This is a genomic window from Marinobacter nauticus, assembly GCF_003634635.1.
Lineage (GTDB): Bacteria > Pseudomonadota > Gammaproteobacteria > Pseudomonadales > Oleiphilaceae > Marinobacter > Marinobacter nauticus.
Genome location: NZ_RBJB01000003.1, coordinates 555,617 through 570,039, shown reverse-complemented (window position 1 = coordinate 570,039; position 14,423 = coordinate 555,617). Strand labels below are relative to the sequence as shown.

14 protein-coding genes are annotated in these 14,423 nt (G+C 57.6%); 6 read left to right on the top strand and 8 right to left on the bottom strand.

The genetic code is table 11. From position 1 onward, the window contains the following. Positions 1-58: 58 nt before the first annotated feature. Positions 59-1,474: a cbb3-type cytochrome c oxidase subunit I gene (locus tag C7436_RS08575; protein ID WP_121207481.1), complete on the bottom strand. Its 1,416-nt coding sequence runs from the start codon at positions 1,472-1,474 to the stop codon at positions 59-61. 10 nt (positions 1,475-1,484) lie between these two features. After that, positions 1,485-1,934 carry a c-type cytochrome gene (locus C7436_RS08570; protein ID WP_022990832.1) on the bottom strand — a complete coding sequence of 150 codons (450 nt, stop codon included), beginning with the start codon at positions 1,932-1,934 and terminating at the stop codon, positions 1,485-1,487. A gap of 190 nt (positions 1,935-2,124) precedes the next feature. Between C7436_RS08570 and C7436_RS08565 the strand changes: the two genes are divergently transcribed. Further along, on the top strand, positions 2,125-3,051 hold the full coding sequence (locus C7436_RS08565) for an AEC family transporter (protein ID WP_011786555.1): 927 nt from the start codon (positions 2,125-2,127) through the stop codon (positions 3,049-3,051). Here the strand turns inward: C7436_RS08565 and rrtA are convergent. After that, positions 3,011-3,550, bottom strand: coding sequence for a rhombosortase (gene rrtA, locus C7436_RS08560; protein ID WP_211329863.1), 540 nt, complete (start codon positions 3,548-3,550; stop codon positions 3,011-3,013). The genes C7436_RS08565 and rrtA overlap by 41 nt on opposite strands. A gap of 154 nt (positions 3,551-3,704) precedes the next feature. On the opposite strand from rrtA, the gene C7436_RS08555 reads away from it, so the two are divergent. Beyond that, positions 3,705-5,852: a M12 family metallo-peptidase gene (locus C7436_RS08555; RefSeq protein ID WP_121207478.1), complete on the top strand. Its 2,148-nt coding sequence runs from the start codon at positions 3,705-3,707 to the stop codon at positions 5,850-5,852. Beyond that, complete coding sequence (locus C7436_RS08550; RefSeq protein WP_121207905.1) at positions 5,837-6,295, top strand: DUF6174 domain-containing protein; 459 nt, start codon at positions 5,837-5,839, stop codon at positions 6,293-6,295. Before C7436_RS08555 ends, C7436_RS08550 begins: the two co-directional genes overlap by 16 nt. A 5-nt stretch (positions 6,296-6,300) precedes the next feature. On the opposite strand, the gene C7436_RS08545 is transcribed toward C7436_RS08550, so the two are convergent. Both C7436_RS08545 and cadR read right to left on the bottom strand, forming a co-directional pair. Next, positions 6,301-6,942, bottom strand: a complete 642-nt coding sequence (locus C7436_RS08545) for a cation diffusion facilitator family transporter (RefSeq protein ID WP_041655027.1) — start codon at positions 6,940-6,942, stop codon at positions 6,301-6,303. Positions 6,943-7,006: 64 nt separating this feature from the next. Beyond that, a complete protein-coding gene (gene cadR, locus C7436_RS08540) occupies positions 7,007-7,471 on the bottom strand; it encodes a Cd(II)/Pb(II)-responsive transcriptional regulator (RefSeq protein WP_121207476.1) in 465 nt (154 codons plus the stop codon). A 104-nt stretch (positions 7,472-7,575) separates the two neighbouring features. On the opposite strand from cadR, the gene C7436_RS08535 reads away from it, so the two are divergent. Together C7436_RS08535 and C7436_RS08530 are read left to right on the top strand one after the other, a co-directional pair. Continuing rightward, complete coding sequence (locus tag C7436_RS08535; RefSeq protein ID WP_121207474.1) at positions 7,576-9,195, top strand: BCCT family transporter; 1,620 nt, start codon at positions 7,576-7,578, stop codon at positions 9,193-9,195. Further along, positions 9,167-9,628 (top strand): universal stress protein, encoded by a 462-nt coding sequence (locus tag C7436_RS08530; RefSeq protein ID WP_023008590.1) that lies wholly within the window; start codon positions 9,167-9,169, stop codon positions 9,626-9,628. The genes C7436_RS08535 and C7436_RS08530 overlap by 29 nt, the downstream gene beginning before the upstream one ends. An 18-nt stretch (positions 9,629-9,646) precedes the next feature. Here C7436_RS08530 and C7436_RS08525 read toward each other — a convergent pair whose 3' ends face one another. Continuing rightward, entirely contained in the window at positions 9,647-11,164 is a 1,518-nt protein-coding gene (locus C7436_RS08525) for an FAD-binding domain-containing protein (protein WP_121207473.1), read from the bottom strand. Next, complete coding sequence (locus tag C7436_RS08520; protein ID WP_113880295.1) at positions 11,164-11,304, bottom strand: DUF2256 domain-containing protein; 141 nt, start codon at positions 11,302-11,304, stop codon at positions 11,164-11,166. Before C7436_RS08520 ends, C7436_RS08525 begins: the two co-directional genes overlap by 1 nt. A gap of 68 nt (positions 11,305-11,372) precedes the next feature. Between C7436_RS08520 and C7436_RS08515 the strand changes: the two genes are divergently transcribed. Beyond that, positions 11,373-13,061, top strand: coding sequence for an HAD family hydrolase (locus tag C7436_RS08515; RefSeq protein WP_121207471.1), 1,689 nt, complete (start codon positions 11,373-11,375; stop codon positions 13,059-13,061). Between the two features lie 16 nt (positions 13,062-13,077). Here C7436_RS08515 and C7436_RS08510 read toward each other — a convergent pair whose 3' ends face one another. Continuing rightward, entirely contained in the window at positions 13,078-14,334 is a 1,257-nt protein-coding gene (locus tag C7436_RS08510; RefSeq protein WP_121207469.1) for a type 2 periplasmic-binding domain-containing protein, read from the bottom strand. Positions 14,335-14,423: the final 89 nt, after the last annotated feature.

Here is a 14,423-nt window from a genome sequence, read left to right as displayed (position 1 = left end):
GGTTATCCAGGGTTTCGGGAATGTGCCGGGGCCCGAAGGCCCCGGCGATCAGGCTTTATCAGGCGTCTGCCGTGGCAGGACCACGGACTTCCTCAGCCGGGCTGGCTTCGCCCTTGATGAAGAAGCTACCGAAGTACACCACCAGACCGGCCATGAAGAAGGCACCGGCGACAAATCGCATCCAGTAGAACAGGGCGATCTGATCCTGGCCTGCCATGAAGGACAGCGCTTCACCGCTTTCCGGAATACGCTGCAGCCAAACCTGCAGTACACCAGCAGCGGTCAGGAATAGGGTGATGAACACCATGGAGATGGTCATCAGCCAGAAGCCCCACATTTCCACAATCTGGGCGGTATTGCTGTTGCCGTAGGGGCGACCGCGCATGATCGGCATGGCGTAGGAAATGATGGTCAGTACAATCATTACGTAGGCGCCATAGAAGGCCATGTGGCCGTGGGCTGCGGTAATCTGGCTACCATGGGTGTACCAGTTCACCGGAGCCAGGGTGTGCAGGAAGCCCCACACGCCAGCGCCCAGGAATGCCATGACGGTTGTGCCCATGGCCCACAGCATCGCGGCCTTGTTCGGGTGGTTGCGGCGACGACGGTTGATCATGTTGAAGGCGAAGACCACCATCATGAAAAACGGAAGCGGTTCCAGTGCAGAGAACACAGAACCCAGCCAGAGCCAGTACTCGGGCGGCCCGATCCAGAAGAAGTGGTGCCCGGTACCGATGATGCCGGTAATCAGCGCCATGGCGATGATCACGTACAGCCACTTCTCGATAACTTCGCGGTCTACACCGGTGAGCTTGATCAACACATAGGCCAGGATGGCACCCATGATCAGTTCCCACACGCCTTCTACCCACAGGTGGACCACAAACCACCAGAAGTACTTATCGGTGGCCAGGTTGCCGGGGTTGTAGAAGGAGAACAGCCACAATACAGCCAGGCCTACCAGGCCGGTGATCAGTACGATGTTGACCACGGTCTTGCGGCCTTTCAGCGCGGTCATGGCGATGTTATAGAGGAACGCCACCACGACCACGGCGATACCGATCTTGGTTATCGTGGGTTGCTCCAGGAACTCCCGGCCCATGGTGGGTAGCAACTTGTTCATGGTGACTTCTGCCAAGGTGGCGTAGTCCACAAACAGGTAGCCCAGGATGGTCAGCGTGCCAGCTGCCGCGAACACCCAGAACAGAATCCACGCCAGCATGGGGCTGTGCAGTTCGGTCTGGGCTTCTTCCGGAACCATGTAGTAGGTGGCGCCCATGAAGCCGAAGAGCAGCCAGACAATCAGCAGGTTGGTATGCACCATCCGCGCAACGTTGAAAGGAATTTCCGGAAACAGGAAATCACCGACAACGTACTGGAGACCCAGAATCAGGCCGAACACAATCTGGCCGGCAAACAGAATCAGGGCAAAGATGAAGTAGGGCATGGCGACCCTTTGAGATTCGTATTTCATATCTGCTCCCTTACCCCTCGATGTTGGGTGGCCAACCGTTGTCGTCGATCTTGGATGTCCACTCCAGGAAAGCGGCCAGGTCTTCGATCTCGGAATCACTCAGATTGAAATCCGGCATCTGGCGCCGGCCCGGAATATTCGTGGGCATGGCGTTCATCCAGGCTTTCATGTAAGCCTTGAAGACCTCGGTATCACCGCCGCCACGGCGGTCAAATACGTTGGCCAGTTCGGGAGCGAAGTAAGCGCCTTCGCCCATGATGGAATGACAACCGACACAGTTGTTCTCTTCCCACAGATGTTTGCCGCGCACCACCTGTTCGGTGAGCTCGTCGCGGTTATCCCGCTCGGGCATAGCACGCAGCTGAGTGTCAAAAGTCAGGGCCAGGAACAGCAGGACGAAGAAAGCACTTCCCCCCAGATATATGTTCCTGGCCATGCTTTTGGTAAAGCGCTCGGCCATTGGTCTCTCTCCTTGGTTGTTACGAATACCTGACTGCCCCACTAGGATATAAAGATGCATCCCTAATGCTATTGATGATTATCAAAGATGATCCCGGGTTTCTCTATTGCGCTGGGGAGTTACCTCTTGATGGGTAGGTGGTAGACTGCCCCGCTGGTTGTATTTTCAAGGTTTTACGCCCGGAGAGATCATGTCTGCCGCCCTGGCCCTGCTGCTTAAACTTCTTCCGCTTTATGTCACCGTTGCACTGGGTTGGATTGCGGGTCGGTTCCTGGAAGCCAGTGGCCGACATATAGCCGGCATCATGCTCTACATCGTCACACCGTCAGTGGTGTTTTCCGGCGTAATGGCGGCGCCGCTGAGCCCTGAGGTGATCCTGCTCCCCTTCCTTGTTTTCGGAACGTCATCGGTACTGGGGCTGGTTCAGTTGAAGCTGGCCAAAAAGGCGCTGTCCGATGGCAGTGCGAACATAATTCCCCTGTGCGTAGGCTCGGGTAACACCGGTTACTTCGGGGTGCCAGTCGCATTGCTCTTGTTCGGGGAAGAGGGGCTGGGGCTTTATATTGTCTGTATGTTGGGCACGACGCTTTTTGAGAATTCCGTCGGCTTCTATCTTGCCGCAAGGGGGCGGTATAGCATCAAGGATGCACTGTGGCGGGTGCTTAAGCTGCCTTCGGTGTATGCCTTTCTGGCAGCGGTGGTCCTGAATCTGGCCGGGATAGGCATTCCGGATATTTTCGTTCCGCTGTTTGACAACCTGCGAGGCGCCTACAGCATTCTCGGTATGATGATAATCGGCATGGGCATTACAAGCTTCCGGGGGTTGGCCGGCAACCCTCGGTTCACGGCGCTGGCCTTTTTCGGCAAGTTTGTGATCTGGCCGTTGGTGGCTATTGTGTTCTGGTGGGTGGATTCAGCGCTTCTGGGAATCTACGAGCCGGCGGTGCACCAGGCCATTTTCCTGATTTCCATCACACCGATTGCCGCCAATACCGTGGTGATTGCGACTTTGCTGGAGGCCTCACCCAGGCAGGCAGCGGGTACTACGTTGCTCAGTACCTTGTTTGCCCTCGGTTTTATTCCAGTGATGATTGCTTTGGCGTTCGGCGCCGGATAAAGCCGGCTCCGGCAATCAGCAGTCCGGAAGCGAAACCCAGTGCATGGGCCTCCCAGATTACCGGTCCTCCAATCAGGGCCGTGGTCTGGGAACCGGCCAGTCCAAAACCTTCCAAAACAAGTTTCACGGACAGTGCTGCAAGCAGAGTGATGGAAAGCCAGCGATCCGTTTTCAGCTCTCTCATTGCCAGAACTGCGGCCAGGCCGTGGATACAGCCGGAGAATCCTCGATAGCTGGCCAGGTCTGGCCGGAGCGACAATAGTCCCAGGGAGATCGCTGCGGCCATCAGCAGTGTGATCCAGAGTAACCTGCCGACAGGCAGGAAGCGTGGGAACAGAAGAGCGAGAATAAGCACGCCTGCCAGATTCAACAGGAGATGGTTCACGTTCAGGTGAACCAGGTGACCCGTAAACAAGCGCCACCACTGGCCGGATGTGATTGTGTCCGGTTGCCACTGCAACAATTGAGGTGGAAGAAAAAATGAAAATACAAGCACCATGCATAACAAGAGTGCCGACCTGTTAACCACTCGAACCCTCATGCGGGACATGTCTCTCATAAATGCAGATTGTTACTGGTTCGGGCTGGTCTCGCCCTGCCAAGCCTATTAGTTTGCGCGAATTCCAATTGCCTTAACAGAAAAGGATTCGCCCGTGAGACGTTTGCTGTACCTTTTCCCGATACTGGTTCATGTCTGGCTGTTGTTGTTCTCAATTCATGCCAGCGCTTCGGAGTCGCTGGATTTGTGGATAGATGGCCAGGATTACGAAGTTGAGCTGCAAGCCAATAATCGGCTGGTCTCAGCCCTGGGGGCGCACCAGGCACTCGCCTCGGGCCGCCACTTTCAGGGTAAGGTGGCGGTCGACCCGGACAGCTGGGTAAGGGTGTCTCGCCTGCAGAATGGCTGGGAAGGCATGGCCTACCTGTTTGGGCGTATGCATGTGATTGGTGGCCAGCAGGACAGTCAGCAGTTGGTCACAAAGAGCTTTGGGTTTGACGTCGCTCCCAGCTGCGGTGTTGACCATGTACACAGCAGTGCCGTTATTGCTCCTGATCGTGTTCTTACGCCAATGATGGCCCAGGCGGTGTCCGCGAGCTACGACAGCCTCTGTGACAGCCGGGTAGAAGGAGCCTGCCTGTTGCTGGAGCTGGAGGTGGTTTTCGATCTCGAATTCCAGCAACGTTTCCCCGATGATTTCCAGGACCGGGCCGTCAGTATTCTGAATCTGGTGGAAGGGTTCTATTTCGAGCAGTTTGGTATTGGCCTGGACACCCTGAGTCTTACTTTCCTGAAGACGAATACCTTCACTACATCCACTTCAGCGAACGATCTTTTGGATGATGTGCAGACCCAGGTGGCCGGCGGCAATCTTCCGTTTCAGCAGAATCGGCGCGCCTTGTTGCATCTGGTGAGCGGAAGGGATTTTGATGGAAGCACGGCCGGGCTGGCCTGGGTGGGCACTCTGTGTGATGGCAACGGTTACGGTACCGGCGTCACCAATGCGTTTGACTCCAACGTGCTGACCGCCGTCGTCGTTGCCCATGAGCTCGGTCATAATTTCGGTGCCAATCATGATGAGCAACAGAACAGCTGTTCGACCGGATTCATCATGAGCCCCTGGGCAAACCCGGATGCGACCCGGTTTTCGTCGTGTTCCGAAACCAACCTGATCAATACCATTAACCAGCAACCGGCGCTGGAACAGTGTTTCAATTTTCCGGCCGATACCATGCTCACGGCGGTAACCACAAATCCTGAGAGGATACCGGGACAAAGCCAGTTCCAGGCCTTTTTCGATATTGGCTATAAGAGCGCTTCCGAAAATGCAGACCGGTTGGAAGTGACGGGCGAACTGACGGGCACAGATACCCGGCTGGAGATGGTCACCGTTGATGGTGTGCCTTGCGAGATCTCGTCCCGGTCCTATAGCTGTTCCGATCTTATCCCCGATGCTCAGGGACAACAGCTCGCGATTCAGGCATATTCAGGCACCGAAGCCAATCTGACCCTGAATCAACGGGTCTCCCTGATCAGCTTGAGTGGTGAAGTACTGGATTTGCAGCCGGCCAACAATACGCTGGAAAGCCGTTTTGAGGTGGCGCCCACCGCGGTTGCGGCACCTGGTGACCTGGTGGTGACACCGGAGGCCCGGAGCGCGTTTCTGCAATGGCAACCAAGCGAGACCACAGATGCTGGCTATGTTGTGCAACGAATGGCCCCTGGCGAGACCGCCTATTCCGACCTGTCTGTGACCTTGTCTGCGGGCACGAATCAGTACCGCGATGCGTCTTTGATCGCGACTGGTGAGTATGCGTATCGCGTGGTGGCCGTGCTGGAGGGCGTGCGTTCATTGCCCGGCAATTCAGCGAGCATAAGCTGGAACAACGCCCCTATTGCTCCCGAGGAGCTGACCACTGTGGCCGAGGCGGGCCGTGTGCTGCTGTCCTGGACCGAGAATGTTGGTCCTCAGACCGGATATCGGATTGAACGCCGCCGCACAGGAACTGAATATACCCCGTGGCAGTTGCTGGCAACGGCTCCTTTCGGTACCGAGAGCTATGTCGATGAGACACCGGTGGCGGGATATACCTACGAATACCGACTGGTTGCTATCAACGGTGGCCAGTTTGCCAGCAGTGAGACGGTTCCGGCAATCATGCCGGAGCTCGAGGAAACCTCGACCGACGAAGACCAGGGTGGCGGTTCATCCGGTGGCGGTGGCAGCCTGGGCGCGGGGTGGTTGCTGGTTGCTCTGACGGCCGTGATCGTCAGAAGGAGGCGGTGGTGGAACGTCACATAACCTGTATAGGCCTGGTGCTGGTGTCATTGCTGGCGGCGGGTTGTGCCGGCGCCGGCAAAGACAATACCCCGGTGCTGGATTTTCAACAGGCTCAGGCCGTTTGGCAAGCCCATGGTATCGACAGTTACGAGGTTACGGTGTGGCAAACCTGTTTCTGCCCGCCCGACCTGCTCCAGCCCATGCGAGTTACTGTGCGCGAGGGAACGGTGATCGATGTTGAAGGTTTGGAACAGCCGATCAACCATCCGGATATTCTGGACCCCAGGCGCCTGACCATTGATGGTTTGTTGGGTGTTATTGATAAAGCCCGGCACAGTGCAGAAACCCTGGTCGCTGAGTACGATCAACGTTATGGGTTCCCGGTACGGCTGGAAGTGGACGGTAGCCCATTCATCGCAGACGATGAATTCTCCTACCGTCTATCGGATTTCCAGCCTTTCTGAGGGAGTCAGGTCTCGCTGGCCTGCAATTGTGCGTCACGCTTCGCGTCGGTGATATCGGCGCGGGCATGGCGAACCACGCTAACTCCGGCGGTGACGGCCAGCGTACCCATGATGGCTGCGACGATCAGATCTGGCCAGGCACTGCCGGTGCCGAACACGCCCAGTGCGGCGGCCATAACGGCCATATTGCCGATAGCGTCGTTGCGGCTGCAAAGCCAGACCGAGCGCATGTCTGAGTCACCGTCCCGGAACCGGAACAGCATCACGGCAACAAACACGTTGGCGGCAAGCGCCAGCAGCCCCACCATGCCCATGGTCAGTGGCTCGGGCGTGATGCCGCTTTGCAGTACCCAGACGGCCCGGCCCCAGACAACCAGTCCGAACACGGCCATGGTCAGACCTTTTACCATAGCCGCCCGCCCGCGCCAGAGCATCCCCATTCCCAGAACGCTCAGAGAAAGCAGATAGTTGGCGCTGTCGCCAAAGAAATCGATGGCATCGGCCATCAGGGAAACGGACCCGGATTGCAGGCTGGCGAAGCCTTCCACCAGAAACATCACCAGATTCACCCACAGCGCCAGCCAAAGCGCTTTTCGGAACCCCGGAGCGGGAGTTTTGGGTTCAGGTGCAGAACAGGAACACGCCATAGAGACCTCCAATGTTTAAGTGTCTCCATTAAAAACCCTGTAGTTGCTACAGGGTCAACACCTGCTAATCATGATGGCCTGATCCATGGGTGCCTGGTACATGGTTATCCGATGCGGTGGGTTCCGGGATGGTGGCCAATTCGTCGCTGAGCCCGCCCAGAATTCCACACTCCCGGATGGTGCGCGGGTCTGAGCAGGCGTTCTGGAGGTTGACCAGCATCTGTTCCAGGCTTTTCAGTTCGTTGAGCCTGGCCCGCACATGTGACAGGTGTCGAGCCAGCAGGGCATTGACGTCTGAGCAATCGGCGGTGGGTTTTTCAGCCAGCCGGATGAGTTCACGAATCTCATCCTGAGCCATGTCCAGATTGCGGCAGCGCCGGATGAACAGGAGGCGATCGAGGTGTTCCTGACGATAATAGCGATATCCGTTTTCGCCGCGCTCTGGCTTGGCCATCAGCCCGATTTTTTCAAAATAACGGATAGTTTCTACCGGAACACCGGCGTGCCGGGACAACTCTCCAATTTTCATGATGTATTCCCTTGAATGCCTGACATCGATCAAATCTCAGCCCGAAGACGATACAGTCACTATGGTACAGTGGCGCGGTGGTTTCATGGAATGAGGAGACGACTGTGCTGGAGCGGCTGCAACACCGGCTGGGCTTGCAGACAATACCCGGAGTGTTCTTTAGCTCAGCTGCGATAGCCGCGCTGTTTGTGGCTTTGGCGATTCCTTTTGACCAGGCAGTGGCGAGCAGTTTCGGGCAGTTGACCGGATGGGTGGCCCGTAACCTGGGCTGGTTCTATATCCTGGCGGTGTCTTCGCTTCTGATTTTTCTTCTTGGTCTGGCGCTCAGTCGCTACGGCAGCATTCGCCTTGGGGCGGATGACAGTCGGCCGGACTACTCGAATCTCACCTGGTTCACCATGCTGTTTGCTGCCGGTATTGGCACTATCCTCATGTTCTGGGGGGTGGCTGAGCCGGTGTCCCACTTTGCCAATCCGCCATTCGAGGGTGTGCAGGGCGGCACCGAGCAGGCCGCTACCGACGCCATGACCATTGCCCTCTATCATTTCGGCCTTCACACCTGGACCATCTTTGCCATGCCGGGGTTGGCCATTGGTTATTTCTCCTATCGCCACAGCCTTCCCATGCGTATCAGCAGCCTGTTCTACCCGATTCTTGGTGAGCGCACCTTTGGTCCATGGGGCTGGGCGGTGGACGTTATCGCGGTGTTGGGCACGCTGTTCGGGGTGGCGACGTCGCTCGGGCTGGGCACGTTGCAGCTGAACAGTGGACTGAATTACCTGTTCGGTGTTCCTTCCGCGGGCTGGGTTCAGGTTCTGCTGATCACGGTTATTGCCAGCATTGCAGCGACCTCGGTAGCGCTAGGCCTGGACAAAGGAGTTCGGCGGCTGTCCCAGGTGAATATTCTGCTGGCGATTGTCTTGCTGCTGTTTGTATTTGCGGTGGGCCCTACCGTGTTTATTGCCGAAGGTATGGTTCAGAGCGTGGGTGATTATTTTGATGCCTTGCCCTGGCTGGCGTTCTGGACAGAAACCTTTCGCGAGTCGGACTGGCAACGCAACTGGACGTTGTTCTACTGGGCCTGGACGATTTCCTGGGCGCCCTATGTGGGTATTTTCATTGCCCGGATTTCCCGTGGGCGAACCATTCGGGAGTTCGTAGCCGGCGTACTGTTTGCGCCAACCGCGTTTACGCTGGTGTGGTTCGGCATCTTTGGTCTCTCTGCCATCAACGTTGAGATGAATGGCCTGGTGGCACTGGCGGATCAGGTGCAGAGGGATCCGTCGGTGGCCATCTTTGCGTTTCTTGATGTTTTTCCGCTGGCGGAGGCGGCTTCTGCTCTGAGTGTGGTCATTATTGTCATTTTCTTTACCACGTCATCGGACTCCGCCTCCCTGGTGATTGATATGCTGACACGCCGGGACGACCAGCCTTCGCTGATTCGCCAACGGATTTTCTGGGCGGCGGCCCAGGGGGTAATTGCGGCCACTCTGTTGCTTGCCGGCGGGCTAGATGCTCTGCAGAACGTGATCACTTCACTTGGTTTACCGTTCTGTATTCTGCTGATTTTTATGGCGGTGTCCCTCTATCGCGCTCTGCACGCCGATTATCGCGGCTACAGTGTGGATGAGCTGGTGCGAGGCCGCGCCTTCCCGGAAGTGGAAGCCGATTCTGAACCCAAACAGGAGAAAGGTTATGTACCGGAAGCTGCTGATCGCGATTGATCCGAAAGACGACGGGGAGGGCAAGCGTGCACTGGAAGCGGCCCTGAATCTTCTGGAGGAGGGGGGCGAGTTGCACCTGGCCAGTGTCTTCAACCCGGGTGGCAGCGGTTTCTTTCCTCACGTCACCGAAGAAGCACCGGAAGACAAAGAAGAACAGGTGCGGCACCACCTGGATCTGCTGGCCCGGAAATACCTGCCCCTGAACCGGGAGGCGATCCTGCACGTGGTGGCCGGTTCGGCCGGTGAGAAACTGGTGGCACTGGCCGGTCAGCTGTGTGCAGATCTGATGATTCTGGTCTCCCGTGGCGGTGGCAGCCACTGGCCGTTGCGCAAGGCAACGGTGGAGTATGTGTCGGTCAATGCCCCTTGTGCGGTGCTGGTGCTTCCCAGTATGGAGAAAAACGAGAGCGACGGACCTGTAGAGAGCGAGTAAGGTCCTTGTTCATTGGGATCAAAAAAGAGGGAGCTGTGATGCCGGTTCAGAGTCCTGGTTGCCAATCCTGGGCCGGTTCTGTGTCGGCCCCTTTCGACTGCCATGACGGTTGAGAACCCGGTCCGTCTCTGTCTGGCTCACTTGCTGCTTCCTGAACTCTCCGACCGCCTTGCGAGCCACCCGTGCTGCCTGCTCATGATCACAGACTGGTGAAATATAGGTATTGCCGCCAAAGCGCTGCTTCTGGGCCGGCGTCATCAGCCAAGGAGTGTGGATCATTTCCGCCGGGACGCCGGCCAGCTCCGGTATCCAGCGACGGATGAACTCACCTTCCGGATCCAGTTTCTGGCTTTGCAACACCGGGTTGTATATGCGCAGGGCGTTGATGCCGGTGAGCCCCGATTGCATCTGGGCCTGGGGATAGTGAATGCCGGGCTCGAAATCGGTAAACAGTCGAGCCAGGTGCAGTGCCGGGTCCCGCCAGTGAAGCCAAAGCTGATAACTGGCCACCGCCATCAGCATGGCCCGCATGCGGAAGTTGATCCAACCGGTGTGCTCCAGGCTGCGCATGCAGGCATCCACCAGCGGCCAGCCGGTCTGGCCCTCCTGCCAGCGATGCAGTCGCTCGCTGTTGTTTGGTCCGGTTTTCAGGTGCTCCAGTTCCCGATGCATGGCACGGAATTCCAGTTCCGGTTCATCCTCCAGCTTCTGGATAAAGTGGCAATGCCAGTGCAGCCTTGAGCGAAAGCTGGTGAGGCTTTTCTTCTTGCGGGGCAGAGTGTTGCGGTGGTCTCCGGTCTCTTTTGACTGCTGATAGACATCCCGCAGGCTGATGGTGCCCCAGGCCAGGTGAGGGCTGAGCCGTGAGCAGGCGCGAGGTGCGGTAAGCGGCGACGACATGTTGTATTGATAACCCACGCACCGCCGTTCCAGAAACGAATCCAGCAGGGCAATGGCCCGTTCGCTGCCGCCGGCCTGACGATCCGGGCACGGGCCACCGTTAAGCTGGGCGGGTGCGGGTAAGCTCTGCGGCCAGCCGGAGGTATCCGGCGAACGAATCCCTTCGGGTGCAGGCAGGCGTGTGCTTTTGATGATCTGGTTCCAGTGCTGGTCCCAGTCGTCCCGGTTGACCAGTCGCCGAACGACACCAAAGCCCTGCCATTCGCGGAACTCAATCTGCTGGCTCTGGCACCAGGCAATCACCGCTTTATCCCGTTGAAAGGTCCAGTCCCCGCCGGTTTCCTGATGGCAGAACACCTGTGTGATGCCGTACTGCTGTTTCAGGTCATCCAGGGTTCTGATGACCTCCCCGTGAGCAATCAGCAGATCACTGCCCAGGCGTTTTAACTGTTTGCGCAAGGATTCGAGAGATTCCGCAACGAACTGCCACTGCCGGCGGGAGGTGTCCGGTTGCTGCCAGTATTCCGGCTCCACCACGTACAAGGGAATCACCGGCTGCCCGGATTGCACAGCGGCGCACAGCGGGCCGTGATCCTCCACCCGTAAATCCCGTTTGAACCAGACCACGACTGCCATCAGTGCGGCCCCCGGTTGCGCCGGCAACGCTCACTGCAGTATTTCACCTGGTCCCAGTCCTTTGCCCACTTCTTGCGCCAGGTGAAAGGGCGGTTGCAGGCCGGGCAGATTTTCTCAGGTAAGTGCGGTTTTTTGTGCATGGGCGGTTTATGGGTTTAACTGAAAGAGGTGTGTGGATATACGTGACTGAGCTTCCAGAGGTTTTGCCATGTCCCGATTCGACGACAACATCCTGCCACCCTCGGTCCTGATCTTCGACTGGCACGGTACCCTGGTGGACACCCATGATGCCATGTTCAGCGCCATGGAGGAGATGTTACCGCAACTGGAAGAGCTGGGCCTCGTGGAGCAGTTGCTGCCTGAAGACCAGTGCCGCACCGAAGACGATGCCCGGTTGGTGCGTTACATTCGCATCTACCGCCGATTGCACCCGCGGATTCTGGCTGAGCGCCGGGTCTCCCGAACGGATATTTTCAACGCCATCTTTGGTGAGAACAAGGCTCCCAAGCTGATCGCGCATAAAGCCTACAATCAGGCTTACCGGAAGTACTTCGGCCAGGTGAAACCGTTTCAGCCGGGCGCTTATGAGTATCTGTCAGCACTGAAAGCCCTGGGTATCAAGCTGGCGGTGTGCACCAACCGCAACCGGGAGTTCCTGGACCGGGAACTGCAGATTGTCGACGAGGGCCGCTGGCTGCATTTGTTCGATGCCATCGTGTGTGCTGATGACGTCACTGAATACAAGCCGGATCCGGAGGTGATTCTCAAAGCGCTGGAAAAGATGTCGATCCAAACGGATGAACACGCCTGGTATATCGGGGACAGTTATGTGGACATGCTTACCGCACACAATGCCGGTGTGGCTGGAGTGTTCTACAACGGTGCCTGTTGGGAGCCCGACCGGGTCAGCAGCTGGTTCACCAAGCGAGACGCCCCGACCGCTGTTCTCGACAGCTTTGAAGATCTGATGGATTTACTCGCCCTGCTGGAACGTGAGCATTCCGAAGCGTTTGTCGCCAGCCCGGCAGAGGTGCGCCCGAAACCCTTCCCGGCACCAGAGCGGCCGGAACCCCGCATTGAGCCGGACTGGCACCCGGCGGTGGTGAAACTGATTCGCCCGGCGGTGATCCTGTTCGACTGGCACGCCACTCTGGTGGACACGCTCGATGCCATGTACCACGCGGTGGATGACATGCTGCCGGATTTCCACAAGCTGGGGTTGATGGACCGGATGGTAGCGCCGGAAGACAGCAAAACCCCGGAAGATGCCCGCCTGGTGGCATACGTGCGAGAGTTCGCCAAACTGCATCCCAAGGTAAAGGCTGATCGAAAAATCTCCCGCACCGATATTTTTGAAGTGCTGTTCGGTGAGGATCAGGACGCCAAGCAGATTGCCCACAAAGCCTTTAATCATCACTACCGGAATCACTACGGCACCGTGAAAGCCTTCGAGCCCAGGGTGCGGGAAATGCTGGAAGGGCTGCGCAAGCTGGGTATCCTGGTGGGCGTGATCACCAACCGCGACCGGGAGTTTTTCGAGCACGAACTGGCGGCGGTGGAAGATACCGGCTGGACACACCTGTTTGACGTTAACGTGTGTGGTGATGATACCCCGCTGCGCAAACCCCACCCGGATCAATTGCTGCTGGCAGTGCAGAAGCTGGATTACCCACCGGACCCCAGTGTGTGGTACGTGGGCGACTCTACCACTGACATCATTGCGGCCAAACGGGCCGGTATGACCGCGGTGTTCTTCAACGGCGCCCAGTGGGATTTGCCGTGGCTGAACCGGATTTTTCCCGGTACTCACAAACACCCGGACAAACCGGATGTAGTGGTTAACGATTTCTCCGAGTTCTGGGCTCTGGTGCTGGCCTGCGAAGTCGGGCCTCCCTGACTCTGGAAGATGTTGGTTATTCTACCGAGCCGGGGGCGGGGGGATTGTGAAGAGCGTGTTCGATGTCGAGCCCGAGTACCAGCACGCCCTCGAGTCCGTTGTTGAGTTTATTCAGCGGCACCGGAAAGCTGACCATCACCTGGAAACGGGCGGTGGAGGCATCGTAGCGAATCGGCGAAATCCACATGTCGCGCTTTCTCTCAACGCCTCGGTCGGTTTCAAGGGCGATTTCCTGAACCTTGGGCTCGTCGCCCTGCCAGTAGTCTGAGGACAGGCGGCTCATGGCGACCAGCGCCCCGGCTTTGTCGGTCAGCAGTACCTCGGTAACGAGTGGCGAGTGGCTGGCCTGCCAGGCTGTCATTGCCCGGGAAGCCGGCAGCTCAAGTATTTCGCCAGCCAGCGGTGTCGGATGGTGGGGTGCCAGCGCTTGCCAGAGCGTGTCCTTGGTCAGGATATCGGTCAGGTTGTCGTAGGTTGGCCCCTGGTAGATGGCATTGGTCAGATTGATGTTGCCGGAGAGATCAGCCATCAGTGCTTGCGCCAGCCTCTGAACCTCGGACGCTTCCTGTTCGGACAATTGCATACTGGGCATTGCACAGCCGGCAAGGTGTGCGTTAAATCCGGACAGGAAGCGAGGGTGGTTCGCAGAAAAGCGAGAGCTCACATACAGGTGCAAAGGCGCATACCGAACAAAATCAGAATTCAGTGACCAATCTACCCCGGATTTCTGGTCCTGCAGGTAGTTCATGGCACGCTGATCCATCAGAGCGAGATCAATCCGCTTTCGTACCAGAAGCGCTGGAAGCTGCTCAGCCCCTGTAACCGTGATAAACGGTTTCAGATCATTGTCTTCCAGCCAGATGGCTTCATTGCTGCCACCGACCACGCCAATTCTTGCAGTGCCGGGGTCCGGTTTGGCTTCGGCGGTAAAGAACCAGTGCCATTTCTCCAGGGCGACCGGGTGCGAGCGAACGGCGGATTGGTCCAGTTCCTCGGATGCCCCGACGGCATAGTAGCCGTCCACCAGGTTGCGTTCCAGTGAGTAACGGGCCCGGCTTTGCGGCATCAGACTGATCCTGGCCTGAAATCCGGACTTGTTCAGGGCGCAGCGGATGGTTTCCGTGGTTTCACCGGTAACCACCGGAATCTGGGGTTCCTCATACTGGTAAGGCGGTGCCAGAAAGGTATGCAGGCTGAAGCCATGGTGGTCTGCCCTCACGCTCAATGAGGCCATAACAAGGCTCAATCCGATAATCAGGCTGCGGGCATCCATGTGCGCACTCAAGCGTCCAGATTGCTGACAATGGTATGAGCATAGCAGTCATAATCCCGCTTTTCCGTACCTCATTTGGCGTAGTCGGA

Bases quoted from the DNA above. Each gene is read 5' to 3' on its own strand.
- C7436_RS08570 (WP_022990832.1), bottom strand. From the start codon at position 1,934: ATGGCCGAGCGCTTTACCAAAAGCATGGCCAGGAACATATATCTGGGG.
- cadR (WP_121207476.1), bottom strand. From the start codon at position 7,471: ATGAAAATTGGAGAGTTGTCCCGGCACGCCGGTGTTCCGGTAGAAACT.
- C7436_RS08530 (WP_023008590.1), top strand. From the start codon at position 9,167: ATGTACCGGAAGCTGCTGATCGCGATTGATCCGAAAGACGACGGGGAG.
- C7436_RS08520 (WP_113880295.1), bottom strand. From the start codon at position 11,304: ATGCACAAAAAACCGCACTTACCTGAGAAAATCTGCCCGGCCTGCAAC.
- C7436_RS08515 (WP_121207471.1), top strand. From the start codon at position 11,373: ATGTCCCGATTCGACGACAACATCCTGCCACCCTCGGTCCTGATCTTC.
- rrtA (WP_211329863.1), bottom strand. From the start codon at position 3,550: ATGGTGCTTGTATTTTCATTTTTTCTTCCACCTCAATTGTTGCAGTGG.
- C7436_RS08565 (WP_011786555.1), top strand. From the start codon at position 2,125: ATGTCTGCCGCCCTGGCCCTGCTGCTTAAACTTCTTCCGCTTTATGTC.
- C7436_RS08510 (WP_121207469.1), bottom strand. From the start codon at position 14,334: ATGGATGCCCGCAGCCTGATTATCGGATTGAGCCTTGTTATGGCCTCA.
- C7436_RS08575 (WP_121207481.1), bottom strand. From the start codon at position 1,474: ATGAAATACGAATCTCAAAGGGTCGCCATGCCCTACTTCATCTTTGCC.
- C7436_RS08545 (WP_041655027.1), bottom strand. From the start codon at position 6,942: ATGGCGTGTTCCTGTTCTGCACCTGAACCCAAAACTCCCGCTCCGGGG.
- C7436_RS08525 (WP_121207473.1), bottom strand. From the start codon at position 11,164: ATGGCAGTCGTGGTCTGGTTCAAACGGGATTTACGGGTGGAGGATCAC.